The sequence below is a fragment of the Methylobacter psychrophilus genome (assembly GCF_025583945.1).
In the GTDB taxonomy this organism is placed as follows: domain Bacteria; phylum Pseudomonadota; class Gammaproteobacteria; order Methylococcales; family Methylomonadaceae; genus Methylobacter_C; species Methylobacter_C psychrophilus.
This window is the reverse complement of record NZ_JAOEGU010000011.1, coordinates 59,421-79,402: the sequence shown is the minus strand read 5'-3', so window position 1 is coordinate 79,402 and position 19,982 is coordinate 59,421. Positions and strand designations below refer to the sequence as shown.

At 43.0% G+C, this 19,982-nt stretch carries 19 protein-coding genes; 12 read left to right on the top strand and 7 right to left on the bottom strand.

Annotated elements, in window-relative coordinates; all coding sequences use genetic code 11:
* Positions 1-405: 405 nt before the first annotated feature.
* On the top strand, positions 406-786 hold the full coding sequence (locus N7974_RS07750; protein ID WP_262965057.1) for a hypothetical protein: 381 nt from the start codon (positions 406-408) through the stop codon (positions 784-786).
* Between the two features lie 41 nt (positions 787-827).
* On the opposite strand, the gene N7974_RS07745 is transcribed toward N7974_RS07750, so the two are convergent.
* From N7974_RS07745 to N7974_RS07715, 7 genes are all read right to left on the bottom strand, one after another.
* Positions 828-1,649: an EcsC family protein gene (locus N7974_RS07745; protein WP_262965056.1), complete on the bottom strand. Its 822-nt coding sequence runs from the start codon at positions 1,647-1,649 to the stop codon at positions 828-830.
* Between the two features lie 7 nt (positions 1,650-1,656).
* On the bottom strand, positions 1,657-2,487 hold the full coding sequence (locus tag N7974_RS07740) for a sulfite exporter TauE/SafE family protein (protein ID WP_262965055.1): 831 nt from the start codon (positions 2,485-2,487) through the stop codon (positions 1,657-1,659).
* Positions 2,488-2,489: 2 nt separating this feature from the next.
* Positions 2,490-4,946 (bottom strand): heavy metal translocating P-type ATPase, encoded by a 2,457-nt coding sequence (locus tag N7974_RS07735; RefSeq protein ID WP_262965054.1) that lies wholly within the window; start codon positions 4,944-4,946, stop codon positions 2,490-2,492.
* Positions 4,947-5,076: 130 nt separating this feature from the next.
* Positions 5,077-5,688 (bottom strand): hypothetical protein, encoded by a 612-nt coding sequence (locus tag N7974_RS07730; protein ID WP_262965053.1) that lies wholly within the window; start codon positions 5,686-5,688, stop codon positions 5,077-5,079.
* Between the two features lie 258 nt (positions 5,689-5,946).
* Positions 5,947-6,225 carry a hypothetical protein gene (locus N7974_RS07725; RefSeq protein WP_243220138.1) on the bottom strand — a complete coding sequence of 93 codons (279 nt, stop codon included), beginning with the start codon at positions 6,223-6,225 and terminating at the stop codon, positions 5,947-5,949.
* Positions 6,226-6,264: 39 nt separating this feature from the next.
* Positions 6,265-6,432: a heavy metal translocating P-type ATPase metal-binding domain-containing protein gene (locus N7974_RS07720; protein ID WP_262965052.1), complete on the bottom strand. Its 168-nt coding sequence runs from the start codon at positions 6,430-6,432 to the stop codon at positions 6,265-6,267.
* 432 nt (positions 6,433-6,864) lie between these two features.
* A complete protein-coding gene (locus tag N7974_RS07715) occupies positions 6,865-7,080 on the bottom strand; it encodes a hypothetical protein (RefSeq protein ID WP_262965051.1) in 216 nt (71 codons plus the stop codon).
* Positions 7,081-7,443: 363 nt separating this feature from the next.
* Between N7974_RS07715 and N7974_RS07710 the strand changes: the two genes are divergently transcribed.
* The 11 genes from N7974_RS07710 (at position 7,444) to N7974_RS07660 (ending at position 19,982) form a co-directional block, all read left to right on the top strand.
* A complete protein-coding gene (locus N7974_RS07710) occupies positions 7,444-8,793 on the top strand; it encodes a hypothetical protein (RefSeq protein ID WP_262965050.1) in 1,350 nt (449 codons plus the stop codon).
* A 313-nt stretch (positions 8,794-9,106) separates the two neighbouring features.
* Positions 9,107-9,697: a DUF4255 domain-containing protein gene (locus tag N7974_RS07705; protein WP_262965049.1), complete on the top strand. Its 591-nt coding sequence runs from the start codon at positions 9,107-9,109 to the stop codon at positions 9,695-9,697.
* A gap of 313 nt (positions 9,698-10,010) precedes the next feature.
* Positions 10,011-11,822, top strand: a complete 1,812-nt coding sequence (locus N7974_RS07700; RefSeq protein ID WP_262965048.1) for a phage tail sheath family protein — start codon at positions 10,011-10,013, stop codon at positions 11,820-11,822.
* Positions 11,823-11,873: 51 nt separating this feature from the next.
* Positions 11,874-12,311, top strand: coding sequence for a phage tail protein (locus tag N7974_RS07695; protein WP_262965047.1), 438 nt, complete (start codon positions 11,874-11,876; stop codon positions 12,309-12,311).
* Between the two features lie 14 nt (positions 12,312-12,325).
* Positions 12,326-12,763 (top strand): phage tail protein, encoded by a 438-nt coding sequence (locus N7974_RS07690; RefSeq protein WP_262965046.1) that lies wholly within the window; start codon positions 12,326-12,328, stop codon positions 12,761-12,763.
* Between the two features lie 42 nt (positions 12,764-12,805).
* Positions 12,806-12,988: a DUF5908 family protein gene (locus tag N7974_RS07685; RefSeq protein WP_262965045.1), complete on the top strand. Its 183-nt coding sequence runs from the start codon at positions 12,806-12,808 to the stop codon at positions 12,986-12,988.
* The gene (locus N7974_RS07680) at positions 12,985-13,680 is read left to right on the top strand and encodes a CIS tube protein (protein ID WP_262965044.1); all 696 of its coding nucleotides are present in this window, start codon (positions 12,985-12,987) and stop codon (positions 13,678-13,680) included. The genes N7974_RS07685 and N7974_RS07680 overlap by 4 nt, the downstream gene beginning before the upstream one ends.
* Before the next feature lie 5 nt (positions 13,681-13,685).
* The gene (vgrG, locus tag N7974_RS07675) at positions 13,686-15,452 is read left to right on the top strand and encodes a type VI secretion system tip protein VgrG (protein ID WP_262965043.1); all 1,767 of its coding nucleotides are present in this window, start codon (positions 13,686-13,688) and stop codon (positions 15,450-15,452) included.
* Between the two features lie 21 nt (positions 15,453-15,473).
* Entirely contained in the window at positions 15,474-15,743 is a 270-nt protein-coding gene (locus N7974_RS07670; RefSeq protein ID WP_262965042.1) for a PAAR domain-containing protein, read from the top strand.
* Positions 15,744-15,770: 27 nt separating this feature from the next.
* Complete coding sequence (locus N7974_RS07665; protein ID WP_262965041.1) at positions 15,771-16,214, top strand: GPW/gp25 family protein; 444 nt, start codon at positions 15,771-15,773, stop codon at positions 16,212-16,214.
* A gap of 3 nt (positions 16,215-16,217) precedes the next feature.
* Positions 16,218-19,982: a baseplate J/gp47 family protein gene (locus N7974_RS07660; RefSeq protein ID WP_262965040.1), complete on the top strand. Its 3,765-nt coding sequence runs from the start codon at positions 16,218-16,220 to the stop codon at positions 19,980-19,982.

Below are 19,982 nucleotides of genomic sequence, written 5' to 3'. Positions count from 1 at the left end.
AAAATCGGGTAAGCCAAAACAGATTAGCACGGATAACCAATGCTGCTAAACAGATACGGCACCAAGTGGACATTTATCATGACTACTTAAGCTCTCTCCGCCAGCGTTATACCAGAAATAAATGGCTTAAAAACATTAATACCACGTTGTTATGAACCTGTTGTGAACCATTAAAGATTCGTCATTTTTAATACAGGACAGGGATCTGAAAAGAGTGAATATTTTAGAGTGTTGACCGAGGTAATATTAATAAATAATTAGTTTCAGTTGAATACATCCAGGCTGTATATTAGGTGCTAATTTAATACAAACAGAGCCGCAACGACAGAATACGCCGAGTATAAGAGACAATTCGTAGCTTAATTAACGTGGCAATAAAATCAGACTTAAAACCGAGGATATTCGATGAATAAAATCTCTACAAAAGTGGATTCCAACAATAAAGAGCCACGTAACAATGAGAAGAAAATAGAGGCCAATCAGCCCTCTAAAGGCGATGTGATGTTTAATGGTATCGTTACCGGTGTCGGAACAACCATAGCCGCCTCAACTATTATACAAACCGGTAAAGGAGTTATGGCGACTTTGTCAAAACATCCCCTGGTCATGTTGGGTTTGGGTATAACAGCAGGTTATTTGACGCATAAATACCGAAAAGAAATTATTTCGATCACCGGCAAAACCGCCGAACAAAGCAAAGATTTTATATTGCGGCAAAAAGAAGCGTTTAAAGACCTGCTTGCAGAAGACGAGGCCAATCCTGAAGATGATGATGTTTTAAAATAAATCCTGTAGCGAGTTATTTTTCCAACTTAACCATTCGATTTTCAATCAATTTTATTCAGAGCAACGTTGCTTTTATTTTCAGCAATACTGATAACAATTTCGGTATAAGCGTGTTTGATTAATGCCTCCCCGTAACGTCGCTCCAACCGGCGCACCGTAAAATGGGCTTTAGCCATTTTCTGGTAATGATTAATAAACAATAAATTAACCGATGCACCGCCTATCAAACCAATTGCAGGTATGGCCTGCACAACCAGTTTTTGTGAAACCGGCAGACTAAAACGGGTAGATACCGCGCTGAGTAACTTAACCAACGCCGGCGCACCTTCTTGTGAGAGACCAAGCGCGGCAACGTGATTGGCGGTATCGTTTAACGCCTTGGTTAAAAAAGAACGCATGGCATAATAACCGGTGTCTGCAGATTCCGCTCCTGAACCGCCGCCACTTAAAGCAAATACGCTAAGACAGGCCATTCTGGTATCCAGTTCGTCAAGGTCCTCACCTTGGCTACGCGCTATGTCAGCAATCGAACGCATCATAATGGTTGCCGATATCGGCAACTCGATTGCCAGGGCAGCAATGCCAAATGAACCGCCCAAAGCACCACTAAGGCCGGCAAGCACCTGATGGGTTTTATTCGCAGGCTCACCGGGCATTGCTCTCAGCGAAAATAAGGCGCTGTCCAAGGCTTTTTTTAAGGCCATTTTGGTAATGCCGGCAACAATGTCCGCCCAAGGTCCGGGTAATGCCGTCATCGCCTTTTCAACAGGCAACCCCACTAACTGGCTCATCCGCGTAGCCAGGCTCATTGTTTCCAGATTTTCTGCCGCATCTACCAGTGCAACAAAATCAACTTGTCGCATTAATCTTTTACCTGTCCTGAATATTTTTTATCATCCCTGAATAGTAATCAACCATTTGTCCAAGAAACAAAATAACCGCATCAATTTCATTTTTAATGTCGAAAATGAAATTATGTTGCTGGAAACTGTCGGCAACATAAAATGACATGCCCATGTAAATGGTATTACAGCCCATTATAATCATAATAAAGGCGGCAGATTTCAACATCAAACCTCTAAAATGGGCGCTCATTTTTCCAAACGCCATGCTGACAAACAGCATGGTAGGCAGTGTACCGGCTCCAAAAGTCAGCATTAACAAGCCGCCTTCCATGATGGTAGTGGCTGAGGTTGCTTTAACCGCCATGGCAAAAGTTAATGGACACGGCATTAAACCATTTAATAAACCGGCAATGGTCGCTCCCACTAACGGCCCTTTGGTTCTTGACTGTGCATAACCTTTGCGCAGCAAATTCATTGGCAGTAATCTGACCGAGCCCTGAAAAGGAATCCAACCTAAAATACCCAAAGCAAGAATAATCACCACAGTACCAATAAACATCTGCAAAATGCTTTGCACTTTACCAAACACACCGCTGGAAACCAGAACGAAGCCAAGTGCAGCGGCCGCAAATCCAACCATGGTGTAAACAAATATTCTGGCAATTTGATAAACAAAATACGGCAAATAACTTTTTGAAGGCCCGGTGTTCATAAAGTAGCCTGACACCAGAGCACCGCACATGCCCAAGCAATGCCCGCTCCCCAACACACCCGCCATAAAGGCCAGGCCGTAATCAAAGCCACCGGCAACAGCAACCACATGCTGCATACCCATATCCATTGTTGAATGATCCATTTTTAATCCTGCTTTTTACTTAATCGTAATGAATTAACAATAACCGATACCGAACTTAAAGCCATTGCGGCAGACGCTATCATTGGATTAAGTTTACCCATAGCAGCAACCGGTATCGCGATAACGTTATAACCAAAAGCCCAGAACAGGTTTTGCTTAATAATCTTAATGGTATCGGTGCTTAACTGAATAGCATCGGTCACTTTGGTAATGTCTCCATGCACCAGCGTCATATCTGCCGACTCAATGGCAACATCGGTCCCCGTACCGATGGCAAAACCGACATTAGCCGCCGCCAATGCGGGCGCATCATTAATACCGTCACCAATCATGCCGACTTTTTTGCCTTCCTTTTGAAACTGATGAATGATGGCCAATTTTTGTTCCGGAGTCGCATTGGCAATAACCGTTTCAATACCAACAATAGCAGCAATATAATGTGCTGTTTTTTCAGTATCACCGGTTACCATCAGCGTCTGTATACCCAGTTTTTTCAGATGTTGAATGGCCTGTATTGCCTGCGGCCTGGGCTTGTCGGCAATACCAAACACAGCGGCGGCCTTGCCGTTGATTGCCATCAATACCGGTGTTTTTCCCTGTCCTGAAAAATCATTGGCGGCTGACAACAAACCATCCACATCAATGTCATTCTCCAACAACCAGACTTTATTACCCAACAACAGCTTTTTACCATCTATTTCCGCTTCAATTCCCCGCCCGGTTTCACTGTAAAAATGCGTACATTCCTGCTGCTCAATCGACTGTTCTTTAGCATAAGCCACTATCGCCTTGCCCAAAAAATGTTCTGAATTATTTTCTGCAGAAGCCGCCAAGCGGATTAGTTTTTCTTCGCTAAGCCGGGACAATTTAAATAAATCAGTCACCTTGGGCTTGCCTTCCGTAATCGTTCCGGTTTTATCAAAAACGACGACATCAAGCTTTGCTGCTGTTTCCAGACTTTCGCCATTACGGATATAAATACCTACGCTTGCAGCTTGACCTGCCCCCACCATAATCGCCGCAGGCGTTGCCAAGCCAAGCGCACAAGGACAGGCTATCAATAATACCGTGATGGCATTACCAAAGGCAAAACCAAATGGCGCACCTACCAATAACCAACCAACCAGGGTTAAACCTGACAACACCATTACAGCAGGTACAAATACGGCAGAAATTTTATCCACCTGTTTTTGAATCGGTAACTTGGTTGCTTGAGCCTGCTCAACCATGTGCACTATTCCCGCCAGTACGGTATCCATACCCACTGCTGTAACGCGAATACGCAGCGCCCCACTACCGTTAATACAACCACCAATCACCTGATGACCGATGTCTTTAACGACCGGCAAACTTTCTCCCGTTACCATGGCTTCATCGACCGTCGATACACCCTGAATAACGACACCATCCGTAGGAATTTTTTCGCCGGGACGAACCAGTAACACATCACCAATAACACAATCATCAACGGCAATAACCATTTCTTGCCCGTCACGAATGAGCGTTGCTGTTTGCGGTTGTAAATCAACCAGCTTACGTATTGCTTCACCCGCCTTGCCTTTGGCACGCTCCTCTAAAAAGCGCCCCAGCAAGACAAACGTGATAATGGCTGCTGCAGCTTCAAAGTAGATATAGCCGCTACGTCTGAATAAGGCCGGTAAACTATAGCCATAAGCCGAACCCACCCCCAGTACAATTAAGGTATCCATATTGGCTGTGCGCTGTTTTGCCAAGCGCCAGGCTTTTGCGAAAAAGGTTCCGCCCGACCAAAAAACCACAGGCGTTGTCAGCACAAACTGCAACCAGTGTAACCAGCGCGCTGTCGGCATACTCATGCCAACCACGACTACCGGTAAACTCAACAGTCCAGACCAGATAAAACGGCGTTTGGCCATAACAATCCGCTGCTGTTCCTTTTCAATCAGTTTTTTGCGTTGGGATAAGGTATCCATCGCATAGGTTTTATAACCCAGGGTCGCTACTTTGGCGCTGACATCATCCTTGGTTAACTGTCCATAAACTGTCAGCGTTGAAGTGCCAAAATTAACACTGGCTCGCTTGATTCGCGAATCACGCGTTAACACCATTTCGATTAGTAAGGCACAGGAAGCACAGGTCATCCCTTCAATGGCAAGATCAACTTCCTGTATCGGCCCATCAAAGACCGATTTTCTCTGACGGTGCTGATCAGCCTTTTTTCTGGTCATATTACCCAGTACGGCATCCAGTAAAACAAGTAAATTCTTTTTTGGCAAACTGGCCGAATCAAACTCGATAACAACAGAACCCAAAGCACAAACCGAGCGAATTTTTTTTATTTCAGGCCGTTTTTTTAAAAGAATTTCAAAAATATAACTACGTTCCTGATCATTCTTCAAGACCGGTGATAGTATTCTGATACGTCTGTTTAATTGATGAACCAGTTGGAAATTTTTTGGACTAGCAGTTTGTATATCCATAGAAAGAATTTTAGGAAATATGCCGGGGAAAGTAACGAATGAAAATATTCATGAGCTTATTAACAACACAAATTTAATCCTGCAAGGCAAAAAACCTGATTTTTAGCCAGTTTGCCTTGCACTTTTATGTCTACTTTTGCTTACGTGAACGAACCAGCAGAAAGAATAGATAAAATAGGGCCATCCATTCATAACGGTACTTGAGGGGCTTTAAAAGCCAATTTTGAGTAATATCGTTCCAATGCAGTTTTATAAGGAAAAGCACCAGAATGTCGTTCAAAAAAGAAATAACGGCTTTTTCCGGATCTTGCATGAAAGCATTCGGTTTTTTCATACCCAACCGGGTAATCACTTTGGCTGCCTGAACCGTCTCTTTTGCAGCGCCAAATTTTTCTTTGGCCCAACGTGTCACTTTAAAATTATTTATTTTGGCTTTGGCTTTTTCTTTCCAACGGGCCGATGTTGAAACCGGTTTTGGTTTTAAGGCACCCTTTGTTTCCAGATCAGCCAGTAAGTCAAACAACTGCCTGGCCAGCGTTTTAAAATCACAAACAGTTTCATTAAAACGAATCGATAATTTTTGCTGGCCGCGATAAAGATTAACGCGGTACACACCGTCTATTTCAGAAATACCATCCGTTACCGCTTTAGCAACATCATCATTACAAATCCGGGCGGGTATTTCAAAGCGTACATGCCCATCCAGGTTATAACGCAGCACAAATTCTTTTTGGATAGACATAATTAAATAAGCCCCTGAAAAAACAAAACGGGTGCCCTGTCTTTATGGAGACAAGGCACCCGTTAATGAAGTTACTCATGCTATAGCAAATGAGCCAACTTTAGGTGATATCCAGAAATTAATATATCCAAGTGGCGAAGGCTTTTTTGTTTATTTACAACGACTGCAAGGATGCAGGGCAACGCAGTAAATGACTTAAAAAACCGGCAAGCCTGGTATATTATTTGCAGCAAATCACTTTAATAAAGAGTCTACTGATTATTCTTTGCTTTCAGCGACAATATCTTCAAGATTTTCTTTTTGTTGTAAGACAAAATCTTTACCGGCATCTACCGCTCGGGTAGTACTGGAAACGATTTCTTTTCTGTATTTATAGACCAGATAACCGGCGACTAAACCTAAGCCAAAAACCAGAACCGGATGTTTAGCAACATTACCCATTAGCCTACTCCCCGTATGCACTGTAGATGAAACAATTGACCCTTTAACAACCTCTTTAGCAACAGAACTGGCTGCTTTAACGTGCGCGTGCTTCATATTGCATTTTTCCTTAATAATTTTAACGCTGACGAATGATTAATCTTGATCGGATTCAGGCAGAAGCTGATCTTCATTTAACAATTGATAAATACCTTTACACCCTTCGCAACAAAACGCTTTATCGCCTTCTTTGGTTTTTAATGTAAAGCCGGATATTTCGACGGGCAATCCGCAAAGATCACACTCTTTTTTAGTATCAGTCATTATAATCAACTATTATATTTGGGCTGATTGTTATATTAGCAAAGTATGCAGTTTATCACAATAGTCAGCAGTTTATCTTTAACGACTTATTGATTATTACATAAGCCTTGCCGGGGGAAAATCAGTTTTATGAAAGCTGTTGAAACAAAGCTTTATTGGCGGTAAACACTTACCATATTATAAGATTGGGTAACTCTGGGGTTTACAATAATACTTAAGCACTCACTATCCCGACTTTTCTGGTCAAGTGAGAATTTACTTACAAAGTATAGACTATAAAAATTAAGTCGTTAAACCATCCCGGATTAAATCAAACAACTCACCAGTGGATTAACATCGAATTAATCTCACTCAAGTTCATGGCTTAACGTTTTAATTCCCGATTACTATTTTGACTCACTGTAGTCATCAGCATAACCAGGAGGCATTTTATTATGCAACTTTAGAATCATCAGTCGCACAACTGACGGCTTTACTTGAGGCTTTCATCAAGGCAATTCTTAAAGCCCCTGTCAAACTAGCGCCCAAGCCCAGCCTAACCGCGAGGGCCGGCACTAAAATCATGGATGCAACAACTAAACCGGTTCCTAATAACAAAGCGCCATTATTGGTTTTTTTTACGGTTGTCTGTGCTAATTGCTGATTCATTTTTCACCTCTGCCATACAATTAAGTAACAAAATATACAAAAGTAAAAGCATGATTGATGCCAAAATATTAACCACTTGATTTTACTGGTTTTTAATTAAAAGCCAATGAAATTTTTTTATTAAACTGTGTCATATAACACAGTTTAATAAAAAAACAGGTCATATAACTTATATTTTAAAAAATATCCCGCACCCTCTGCTTATTTGACTCATAAAAATAACTAATGGGTATAATCTATCCCTTGTTCAGTCATTAATCGTCTTAATATGCACAACCGACCACTTAATCTGCCATTACCGGCTTTATATAATCCCTAAATCCGACAAAGCCCGGATATTTATCAGCAATAAATAAAATTTTAATGACTCTCTCATCCAATTTAGGTTACTTACCTATAGCCACTGATCAACAATGCGAACAAAAGGCCAGGCAACTTAACAGCCAATGCCACTGTATGTCGCTTAATCGGGAAGTAATACGTACGGAATTATCACAGCATCAGGACGATAATAACCTGTACCAAATGATCATTGAAGATCGCCCTAACCTCTTCGCTGAATCTGCCGTATTTGTTACCGATACCTGCCTAAAAAAACAACAGGAAATTATTGTTGCGGTAGAAAGCGTTATCGCTTTGCCGGCTTATCAGCAACGAGTCCTTGCTTACGCACCTGATGCGGCCAAATTTATTCCCAAAGCGCACAGTGTATTTTTTGGTTATGACTTCCATCTAAGCCCCAAAGGGCCGCAATTGATTGAAATTAATACCAATGCTGGCGGCGCTTTGCTCAATGCTATTGTCGCGCGTACCCAAAAAGTCTGTTGTGATCTGGCCGGTGACCAATTACCACCGCCAATAACAAAGGCATTGATCATCACTGATCCAGAACAAGCATTTATTGAAATGTTTCTTGACGAGTGGCAAGCCGAACGAGGCCAACTACCGTTACGTTCAATCGCTATAGTCGATGAAAATCCACAAAGCCAATATATGCTGCCGGAGTTTATTTTATTCAAAAAACTGTTTGAACAGCATAATTTCATTGCTGTTATCTGCGACCCTTCTGAACTTGTTTATCACGACCAGGCACTTTGGCACGGCAATCAACGTATCGACCTTGTCTACAATCGATTGACAGATTTTGGCCTGGAAGCGCCCGCGCATAAGTCTTTACTTGAAGCCTACCTGACAGAAGCGGTGGTGATAACCCCAACGCCAAGAGCCCATGCGCTTTATGCCAACAAAAGAAATCTGGTCATTCTCACAGACGAAGCCGCATTGATAGATATCGGTGTTGACGCAAAAACCAGAAACATACTGCTTAAGGGCATCGCCCATACAACGCCTGTCAATCCTGATGATGCCGATAATTTATGGGCTGATCGCAAGCAGCTGTTTTTTAAACCCGCCAAAGGTTACGGCAGCAAAGCCGCCTACCGTGGCGATAAACTGACCAAGCGGGTATTTGGTGAAATTTTGCAAGGTGACTATGTTGCACAGACGCTGGTGCAACCCAGCGAGCGACAATTGGAAATAGAAAATAAAATCGTCGATTTCAAACTTGATCTACGCCATTACGTTTATAAAGGTCAAACACAATTGGTAAGCGCCCGCTTATATCAGGGACAAACCACCAATTTTCGTACGCCCGGCGGTGGCTTTGCCCAAGTTTTAGTGGTTCCCTGCCAGAATAAGGAAACAGACAGTTAATTCAAGCCGTTCAGTTTCATCCAGTGAATACGTTCGTTTATTTTTCCATTTTGGAAATATTATTGTTTACAGGTAATTTTTTAAATGTTATAAATTAAAAAACGCCCATAATAGCCACTAATACTCATAGTAGCCGTTAACCATCAGCAACACTTTTTAAAGGCGAACCCAATATGACCAGTTCTGATAGTCAATTAGTCACAGGCCCTGATTTACTGGTGTCATGTCATTTACTCACTTGTTGATCCACTGAGTCAATTGACCCTCAATAGCCATTATGATATCTCACGCGCTGACTATTATAATAAACGAAATGGATAAGCATTTTGCCGATACTTATTTACTCGGCGACCCTACAAAAGTAGAGTTGGGTAATCTTGCCGAAGGTTTTACTGCCAATGGCGATTCCAGAGAAAAGCTTGTCTTGTCCATGGTCAATATCAGGGAAGAAAAAACGCTAAAAAATGTTCCTAATTACCTGCGTAATAATATTACGCACAGTATCATTTATGAAAACCCTCCGGTTTTTCTTAACTTTCAGATTTTAATTACCGCAACTCACAGTAATTACACCAATGCACTACTGGTACTATCAAGAGCTATTCGTTTTTTTCAATTTAAAAACGTCTTTACTCAGGATAATGTTGATTCACTCTCTATCAGCAAACATAGACCCGACAATCCACTTGATCAATTGGACGCTTTTAAACTCATCTTTGATTTATATTCTCCAACGATGGAAGAAGTGAACCACTTATGGGGTACGTTAGGGGGAAAGCAATATCCCTTTGTTTTGTATATGCTACGAATGTTGGATCTTAAATTCAATGCCATACAAAATGAAAGCAGCGGTATTACTGATATTGTCAGGGACATTTATCACAAAAAACCGCTAGTCGGCTAGGATACTGTCCTGATTAGCCAGGAACATCGGATATAACTGACAACATGCAAGATTTAATGTGTTGATAAAAACACGGCTCTTTTTAACTATACCGCATTAACACTACAAACTCAGAAAGTTAATAAAAAACGAGCACTGCGCCTTAAATAGAGCTCAATCGGCTTTGATTAACCCATTTTAGAAATGCCGACACTAATGACAAACTCTCGGAAGGTTGGGTAAAAGCGGATAAAAACGGTACAAAAAGCTCCCGCCTTGTTTCGGAAACTTTTGTATAACATCATCACTGTCAAAATACTAAATGGTGAATAACATGGCAACAGCTTATAAAACCCCCGGAGTCTACATTGAGGAAATCACCAAATTTCCTCCGTCAATAGCACCTGTAGAAACTGCGATACCTGCTTTTATAGGGTACACAGAAACAGCTGCTGAAGGTAAAACTGATTTAACCCTAAAACCAACCCGCATAACGTCCTTACTTGAATATGAAAATTTATTTGGTTTCTCAAATGCAGAAAGATTCAGGGTTGATGTCGATTTAAATACCAATACGGGTGCGTACCAGATCGATATTGAAGAAAAGCCATCGCCAGCTTTTATTCTTTATCATTCCATGCAAGCCTTTTATGCAAATGGAGGCGGAGCTTGTTACATCATTTCCGTTGGCTCATTTTCAGATGGTAAAGCTGACATCAACAGCATTTTAAAAGGCTTGTCTGCTGCCCGTATGGTCGATGAAGTCACCTTGCTGATCAGCCCTGAAGCCGTGCTTCTGAGTGATTCGCAATACGGACAGTGGGCTACCGGAGCCATCAAACAAAGCGCTGAATTACAGGATCGATTTACGGTATTGGATGTTTCTGATAAATATAAATCCAATGCCGACATTACCACTTTTTTCAGGAACGCTGTGCCATCGATCGTAGCGGAAGCCAAATATGGTGCTGCTTATTATCCTTTTGTAGAATCGGCATTTTCGTATCGATTGGTGGATAGCAATAGTACCAACATTAGTTTTGTCAGAGTTTATACCGAAAACGGAGTAAAACTGAATACAGCAACTGAAGCAACTGCAGCGCAAACCGCCTATAGCAGCCTGATTGCTGCGGAGGACGACAATAGCAGCAAATTGGCAGATTTTAGTAAAACCAACAAGATTAAATTGATCGCTGATCAGATAAAAGCCGTTACTGATAAACTAAAAGGTATTGTTACCGATGTCGATGCGATTAAAGAAGCAATATACCAAGCGGTTGGCAAAGAAAATGTTGATTCCTCTATTCAAAATGTCACGACAACAGCCACCGCATTAAATAAAGCGGTAGATGATTGGCTGAAAGCAAAAGTTACTGATTTGGCAACCGTTCAAACAGCTCTTGACGCTGCCCAGGCAGCCCTGGATACCGCTAAAACAGCAATGGCCGCAGCTTCTGATAAATTATTGGCTAAAGGTGATTTCTCGTTTACCCAGATGAGCAAAGTTAAAAATAAAAGCAACGCACTTTATAATTCAATACTGGATAAAACGCTTAATTCCGGTGTGATACTGCCCCCCAGTAGCTTTATTGCCGGCGTCTACGCAGCTATTGACGGCAGTCGCGGCGTTTGGAAAGCACCTGCCAATGTCAGTCTGGCAGCCGTTAAACAGCCCACTCTACAAATTTCCAGCCAATTCCAGGGTGATTTAAATGTCGATACCTTGGCAGGAAAATCCGTCAATGCCATTCGTCCTTTCATTGGTAAAGGCACTCTCGTCTGGGGTGCCAGAACTCTTGCCGGCAATGATAACGAATGGCGTTATGTCAGTGTACGGCGCTTTTTTAATTTTGTTGAAGAGTCTGTCAAAAAAGCGACCGAACAATTTGTATTTGAACCCAACGATGCCAATACCTGGGTGAGAGTACAAGCCATGATCGAAAACTTTCTCACGGTACTGTGGCGTCAAGGTGCTTTGCAAGGCGTTAAACCGGAACATGCCTTTTATGTCGCAGTAGGCTTGGGCAAGACTATGACTTCCCTGGATATTCTTGAAGGTCGCATGATTATTGAAATCGGCATGGCGGTTGTACGTCCCGCTGAATTTATCATTCTCAGGTTCTCGCACAAAATGGCTGAATCATAAAAGAAAATACGATAAGACTCTATCAATCACTCAATAAAAAGGATCATTATCATGGCACAAGAATATCCAATTCCCCGCTTTCATTTCCAGGTCGACTGGGGCGGCACAAAAATCAGCTTTACTGAAGTAACCGGTCTGGTGATGGAAAGAGAAAAAATCGAATACCGACATAGCGATAGTAAAGACTTTAATAAAATTGCCATGCCCGGCATGGCTAAAAACAGTAATATCACGTTAAAACGCGGTAAATTTGAAGGTGATTTTGACTACAACACCTGGCTGGAAGAAATTGCCAATGAACGGGTCAACGGCAGGCGAGACTTGACTATTCGACTACTCAACGAGAAACATGTACCGGTCGCGGCCTGGACCGCAACCCGATGTTTTCCGGTTAAGGTCACGGCTCCCGACCTTAAATCGGATGCCAACGAAATTGCCGTTGAAAGCATCGAGATTGCTCATGAAGGCTTGAAATTGATGAAAGTCTGAGAACGGATCAACTAATGATTGATTACTACCCACCGCTAGGTTTCTATTACAAGGTGGAATTTGGCATTAGTACGGACAAAAACGACGTGCGCTTTCAGTCTGTGTCAGGCCTGTCGGTTGAATACGATTACGAAAGTTTTAAGGAAGGCGGAGAAAACCGCTTCGAGCACAAGTTGCCGGTACGAACTAAATATGCCGACCTGGTATTAAAACGTGGCATGTTAACGGACTCGAAAGTACTGAACTGGTTTCTTGATGCCTTCCGTGACCGTAAATTTGAACCGGCAGATGTGAACGTGATTTTGATGAATGAAAAAAGCGAGCCGTTACGAACCTGGAAAATAGCACACGCCATACCTAAAAAATGGTTGGTCAGTGATTTGAATGCCAATGAAAGTGCTGTGGTCATCGAAACGCTGGAACTAACCTATCGCTATTTTACGGTTCAGTAGTCGATGCTCTTGAGTCCTTTTTAACAAGCTTTTAAATAATCAATGCCTATCGAGATAAAAGAATTACATGTTCACGTATCGGTTAATACCTCACCAAGTGGACAGCAGGCGGGCGGACAACAAGTTCTTGCTGGCGAAAGCGATGGTAATGACGATAAAGAAGCCGTCATAGCCGAGTGCGTCGAAAAAGTATTGCAAATATTACAAAATAAAAAGGAGCGATGATGGCCGGTAAACTGGAAAAAATGCTTATCCTGGCTTACGAGACTTCCGTTGCCGCTGAGGATGGCGGTCAGTCAGATGCCAAAGACAAGTTTGAGGCGCTCATCAATCCTGAAACCTATACACTCGATTACAAAGTTAAAACGGCCAATGAACAGGGTCAAGGTACCAGCAGCAAACAGTTAAAATTTGAATACGCCATGCCGGAAGAACTTAGCTTTGAGTTTTTGTTTGATAACACCGGCATTATCGATGGCAAACCCAAAAAAGAGGGTATTTTTGATGATGTAAACCACTTTCGGCAGATGTTGATTGGTTATCAGGGATCGTCACATGAACCTTATCATCTTAAATTGGTATGGGGAAATCTCATATTCAAAGGCAGGGCTATCGAACTGGGGATCACTTATAAATTATTCGATCCTAACGGACAGCCAATACGTGCGATAGCCAAAGTCAAATTTAAAGGCAGTATCGAAGAAAAAAAACGTATCGCCAAAGAGGATAAAACATCACCCGACCTGACCCATTTACGAACAGTAAAATCGGGCGATACTTTACCGTTAATGTGTTACCGGATTTACGGAGATCCCAAATATTATTTGCAAGTAGCTGCAGTCAATAGCTTGGGTAATTTCCGATTGCTGACGCCAGGAACAAAACTTGTTTTTCCACCGCTGGCAAAAACACCCTGATAATTATGAGCAACGAATCCACTATTCCAACCCCGGCAACACCAGATGTTTGTACGGTGGCTATTCTGATAGAAGGAACAGAAATCTCCGGTGAATTTCAGGTGCAAGCCATTTGTGTTACCCGCGAATTAAACAGGATTCCAACCGCAATAATTGAATTACAGGATGGAGAAGCTGCCAAGGCAACTTTTGCTGCGAGCAATACGGCTCATTTTATCCCGGGTAAAAAAATTGAAATTCAACTCGGTTATCGCTCAAAAAATGATGCTGTTTTTAAAGGCATCATCATTAAACACAGCATAAAAATACGCAAAAACGGCAGTCAGCTCATTATAGAATGTCGCGATGAGGCGGTAAAAATGACCAGCGGTGCAAACAATCGCTACTATACGGACAAGAAGGACAGCGACATTATGGAAGAAATTATCGACTTGTACGGATTGAAAAAAGAGATAACCGCTACAACGCCTAATCTCAAAGAGGTTGTGCAATACGATGCCAGTGATTGGGATTTTCTGTTATGCCGTGCCGAAGCCAACGGATTTGTGGTGATGGTTGAAGACGGAAAAATTGCAGCAGCCCCACCCGCTACAGCAGAAAAACCGGTAGTTAGCGTTCGTTACGGCGCGACCTTACTCGAACTGGATGCGGATTGTGATGCGCGCTGGCAAAGCAAAGGCATCCAAGCCAGCAGTTGGAACGCCACAGATCAGGACTTGGTAACAGTAGATGCCAAAGAACCAGCAACAACCGGCAACGGTAACCTTTCAGCCGATAGTCTTGCCGACGTTATTGGTGGCGACCCCCATGTTATCAGACATGGCGGAAAATTGAGCCAACCTGAATTACAGGCTTGGGCTGACGGTCTCTTGCTGAAAGAGCGACTGGCGAAAGTGCGCGGCCGGGTTAAATTTCAGGGTTTTGCGGGTGTATTACCCGGCAACATTATTGAAGTAACCGGTATTGGCGAACGCTTTGAAGGCAAGCTGTATGTTTCCGGATTACGCCATAGCTTCGCCAACGGCAACTGGGAAACCGATATCCAGTTTGGTTTAAGCACCGAATTATTTGCTGAAACCTTTAATCTACGGCCTTTGCCAGCCGCAGGACTGATTCCGGCAATCAGCGGTTTGCAAATGGGTATTGTGACTGTTCTGGAAAATGACCCCGACGGCGAAGACCGTATTAAAGTGAAATTGCCGTTGATAAGTACTGAGGATGAAGGTATCTGGGCGCGTCTTGCCACATTGGATGCCGGCAAAGAACGCGGTACTTTTTTTCGCCCCGAAATTGATGATGAAGTCGTCGTCGGATTTCTTAACGATGATCCCCGCTACCCCGTAGTTTTGGGAATGTGTCATAGCAGTGCCAAACCCGCGCCCGAACCTGCCAAAGACGACAATCACCGAAAAGGCTATGTCAGCCGCGAAAAAATCAAATTAACTTTCGATGACGAAAAAAAAATCATCGCATTGGAAACACCGGGTGGTAACAAAATAACAATTTCAGACGAAGACAAAGGCATTGTACTTGAAGACCAGAACGGCAACAAAATCACCCTTGATGACAGTGGCATCAAGATCGAAAGCAGTAAAGACCTGATCCTGAAAGCTGCTAAAGATATTAAAATTGAAGGCAAGAATACGGATATAAAAGCCCAAACCGCCTTCAAGGCTGAAGGAACTTCCAGTGCCGAAATTTCCGGTGCCAACACAACGATAAAAGGTAGTGCCACCACCGTGATTAAAGGTGGCATGGTGCAAATTAACTAATATAAATTAATACCTTATAACATGCCTCCAGCAGCACGCGTAACCGATATGATTGTTAGCACGGCAACACAAGGCGTTCCAACACCCATTATTCCGCCTGGTGCCCCGACGGTATTAATAGCTGGACTCCCGGCAGCGCGTTTGGGCGACAGTTGTGGCGTTGATGCCATTGTAAAAGGTTCAGCAACGGTAATTATAGGTGGAATGCCTGCTGCCAGAATTGCTGACCCAACTGCGGGTGGTGGAGCAATATTACCGCCCGGAGCACCAACGGTGCTGATTGGTGGCTAAATTAATTGACTAAAGGGATATAACCTTATGAACCTTACCTTTCTTGGTCGCGGCTGGTCTTTTCCGCCAACATTTAATCAAAGCAGCGCCGGTGTAGATATGCTGGAAGAAGAAGCCGATATTGCCTCCAGTCTTGAAGTGTTGCTCACTACGGCGCGTGGCGAAAGAGTGATGTTGCCGCAATACGGTTGCAATCTGGATGAATTGGTTTTCGAAAACCTGGATACGCGCATGAAAACGCTAATGGCCGATAAAGTGGAATCCGCCATTCTGTATCACGAACCACGTATCAAATTGGAAAATGTGCATTTGGACGATAGCAGTGAACTGGATGGCGTGGTGCTGATAAAGATTATTTACCGGGTAAAAACCACTAACTCACGGTTCAACTTTGTCTTTCCCTTCTATAAATCAGAGGGCACGGATATCAACCTCATGACAACTGTTAATCTTTTACCTGATAACGTGTGAACTATGACGTCACCAACTGATTGCACACAAATAATCGATACCCGCCAACTTATCCGTGAAGGTACGAGTCAGGAGCAGCGGCAACTTGATGCTCTTAAACCAGGCTATGCGCAAGTGGACGAACATCAACCTGCAGACTGGATGGTATTTGCCCAACGTTATGCGAAGTATGTTCGGTTTTTTGACATAAAGAATACGGTGTCAGGTGATTGGCGATCATTTTTTGCGCAAGACCCTTCCGCGATACTGGCAGTAGCAGCAGTCCAGAAAGTAGATGTTTTAAAAACCAATATTTCCGGGTATTTCAAAGGTTTGCTCAGCCAAAATGTCGACAATGCGGATTTAAAGAAAAATTTGGGGCACGCATTCAATGTGCTGGGAACTTTGGCCTGGCAACTGGAATTGTTGAAAGAAGCATTGCCTAAAGATATTGCCTTGAAGAGCATTCTGCAAAATATCATCCAATTGGAACTTGCGCAGGCATTCGAACGGCTGATTGCTTACTTCAAAGCGGCGAATAAGGTAATTGACGTAAACAGCAATGACTATGATTGGGACATTCTCGGCGACAAGATTGGACAATTCCCGGAGCTTTACAAGAATGCCTTCTCCAGTGATTGGTACCAACATTCCGAATTTACCAACTGGGAAAACTTTCACCAGAATATTAAAGAAAATAACTCAATTTTTGGCGGCGACCTGTTAACGGATACCTCAGAAATACTTAACTATGCGGCAGGTCACAACCTGTTTACCGGCATCTTTGATTTGTTTATAAAAGCCTATTCCCGTGTAGTTACCGAAGCCAATAAAAGTCTGGAAAAAACCTTCACCGGCAAAAACGACCACGAGCCTCACTACGCCCTTTTTCTTGCCTTTTTACGGTTGTTCGAATTCGTCCGTGACCACGCAAACACGTTGACGTCCAAGCATTTAGAGTTTTACTACAAAGAAGTTTTACGGTTAAAAGAAAAGTCTGCGGAACCGAATCATGCCCATCTTATTCTGCAATTAGCAAAACACCAGCAAAGCCATCTACTCAAAGCAGGTACCGAATTCAATGCCGGCAAAGACAGTAAAGGCAATGCAGTAGTTTATCAATTGAACGAGGATTTCGCAGCCAACAACGCCAAGGTGGTGGCGCTAAAATCAGTTAATCACACACCTGACAAACTGTATGCCTTCCCTGTTACCAATTCCGATGACGGACGGGGTACGGAACTGACCTCCCCCATTAAACAATGGCATCCGTTTACCGGAAAAATTGAATCTGAAAATCTGGCTCAGGTAGGATTTTCTATTGCATCGCACTACCTGCTTTTGAGTGAGGGACAGCGAAAAATCATGCTGAATTTAAGTTTTGATACCAATTCTGGAAGCGAAAAAATCTCACAACAAGAGCTCTGTCAGGCTTTTGATTTTTTCCTTACCGGCAAAAAGGGTTGGGTAAAGGCAAATATTGACATAAACCTGAACTTGACTCCTTCCTTTACTGTGAAAGTCCCGCTACTGTTTGATGGCAGTCAACCAGCAATAGTACCTTTAAAATCGGATATCCATGGTGACGACCTGCCGGAAGGATTACCAACTTTAAAGGCTGTGCTAAAGCAAGATAATACAGGGCAGATAAACTTACACCGACTGCAAAAAATGATGTTGGATACAGCACAATGTTTGGTCGAGGTATCTGTTGGATACGAGAATTTTAGTACCAACAAACCTGAGGAGACAGGTACCGGCCTGAAAAACCTGAGCATCACCAATCAATTTGGTGAAGTAAAACCCGACAAACCGTTCCAGCCTTTTGGCCCGATGCCGGAAAAAGGTGATTATTTAATCGTCGGCTCTGACGAACTTTTTCAAAAGAAAAATGCCAAGTTTCAGTTCAGAGTAGTCTGGAAAGGGCTACCGAATTGGCGCGGAGACATTGATCTGGATTGGGTTAACGAATTTGCGCCCAATATTAGCCTTTCACTGCTTAAAAACGGCATTTGGAATATCCTAAACGCTAATGTGCAAGTTTTTTACGGTGCCCGTCCGGACATTTATTTTCCATCGAATAAAATGTTGTTATCTGCCGAATACGCTGCCGAAATTCATTTTGACCAACAGCCTTATACCCTGGAGCATCGCAGCGGCTTTGTAAAAATGACACTATCAGATGACTTTGGCCACAAGCTTTACCTGCCAACGCTCAGCCGATATTTAATACGCGTTGCACAGAATCCTGCTTTTGTGCCCTCTGACAAAGACGATCTTCGGAATTTGGTTTATAAAAAAGACGATAGTGGTAAATATGTTCCTATAAATCCGTATACCTTCAAAGAAGACTTCGTCGAACATTTCTCCAAGGCTCCGCCAATTGAACCTTACACGCCGGTCATTGAGTCGCTTACTTTAAGTTATACCGCTAGCGTCAAGCTAACGGAAGAAAACACCCGATTGTTTTGGCTTACGCCATTCGGCTACAAGCCCGCCGATTTAACTAAATCGTCGCTTGAGCTGATGCCTGTATTGAATGCCGAGGGAGAATTTTACATCGGTATCAAAGATCTCAATCCGCCGCAAAACTTGTCGCTACTATTCCAGTTGGCCGAAGGAAGCGCTAATCCAACCGTGACAAAACCTGAAAATCATGTGCAGTGGAGCTACCTAAAAAACAACGAATGGGTGGATTTTAAAAAAACAGAACTCAGTGATGCCACCGGGCAACTTACCCGTAGCGGCATCATTCGCTACGCCATACCCAAAGAATCCAGCAAAAATGACACCCTGTTTTTATCTGCCGATACCTACTGGTTGAGAGCGGTAGTGGTAAAGTTGCCCGACGCCGTTTGCAAAATTATCACCGTCACCGCGCAAGCTGCTCTGGTGACCTTCAAAAATCAAGACAATGCCACCGATTTTCTGAGTGTGCAATTAGCTAAAGGTAGTATTTCCAAGCTGGTAATTCCTGAGGCTGCCATAAAAGGAACCGAGCAACCCTACCCGGCTTTTGGTGGCCGCCCAAAAGAAGCCAGTGAAAAATTTTACACTCGGGTCAGCGAACGCTTACGTCACAAAAACCGGGCAATTTCTACTTGGGATTACGAACACCTTATTCTTGAAGCATTCCCACATATTTACAAAGTCAAATGCCTGAACCACATGCATCTGAAACCTGGAGACAACGGCGGTTGCAGTGTTCATAACGAACTGGCCCCAGGCCATGTAACCATCGTCACTATTCCCAACCTCAGCAACCATAACACTATTGATCCCCTAAAACCAAACACCAACCTTGGCGATTTGGATTTGATTAAAAAATTTATGGCGCGACAGGTTTCCTGTTTCGTGGAATTGCATGTACACAATCCGATTTTCGAAATAGTGCGGGTGGATTTTAAAATTAAATTATTACCCGGTAAGGATGCTGCATTGCATCGACAATTATTGCAACAGGAATTGGTACGCTTTCTTTCCCCTTGGGCATTTGCAGACGGGAAAGAGGTAACTTTCGGTGGCAAGATTTACAAATCGTCATTAATAGACTTTGTCGAAGAACAAGACTACGTAGACTATGTGACTGATTTTCAGCTATTCCACCCCACCGAAAACAGTAACGGTACTATCATTGACGGGCCTGACCTGGAAGAACTTAAGGCTTCGACAGCGATTTCAATTCTGGTTTCAGTAGCGGCCGATAAACATACTATTCAGATAATTCCTGAATCGGCAAGTGCCGATCAAGATCAGTTATGTCAATGCCAACCTATGAAATGTGAATAA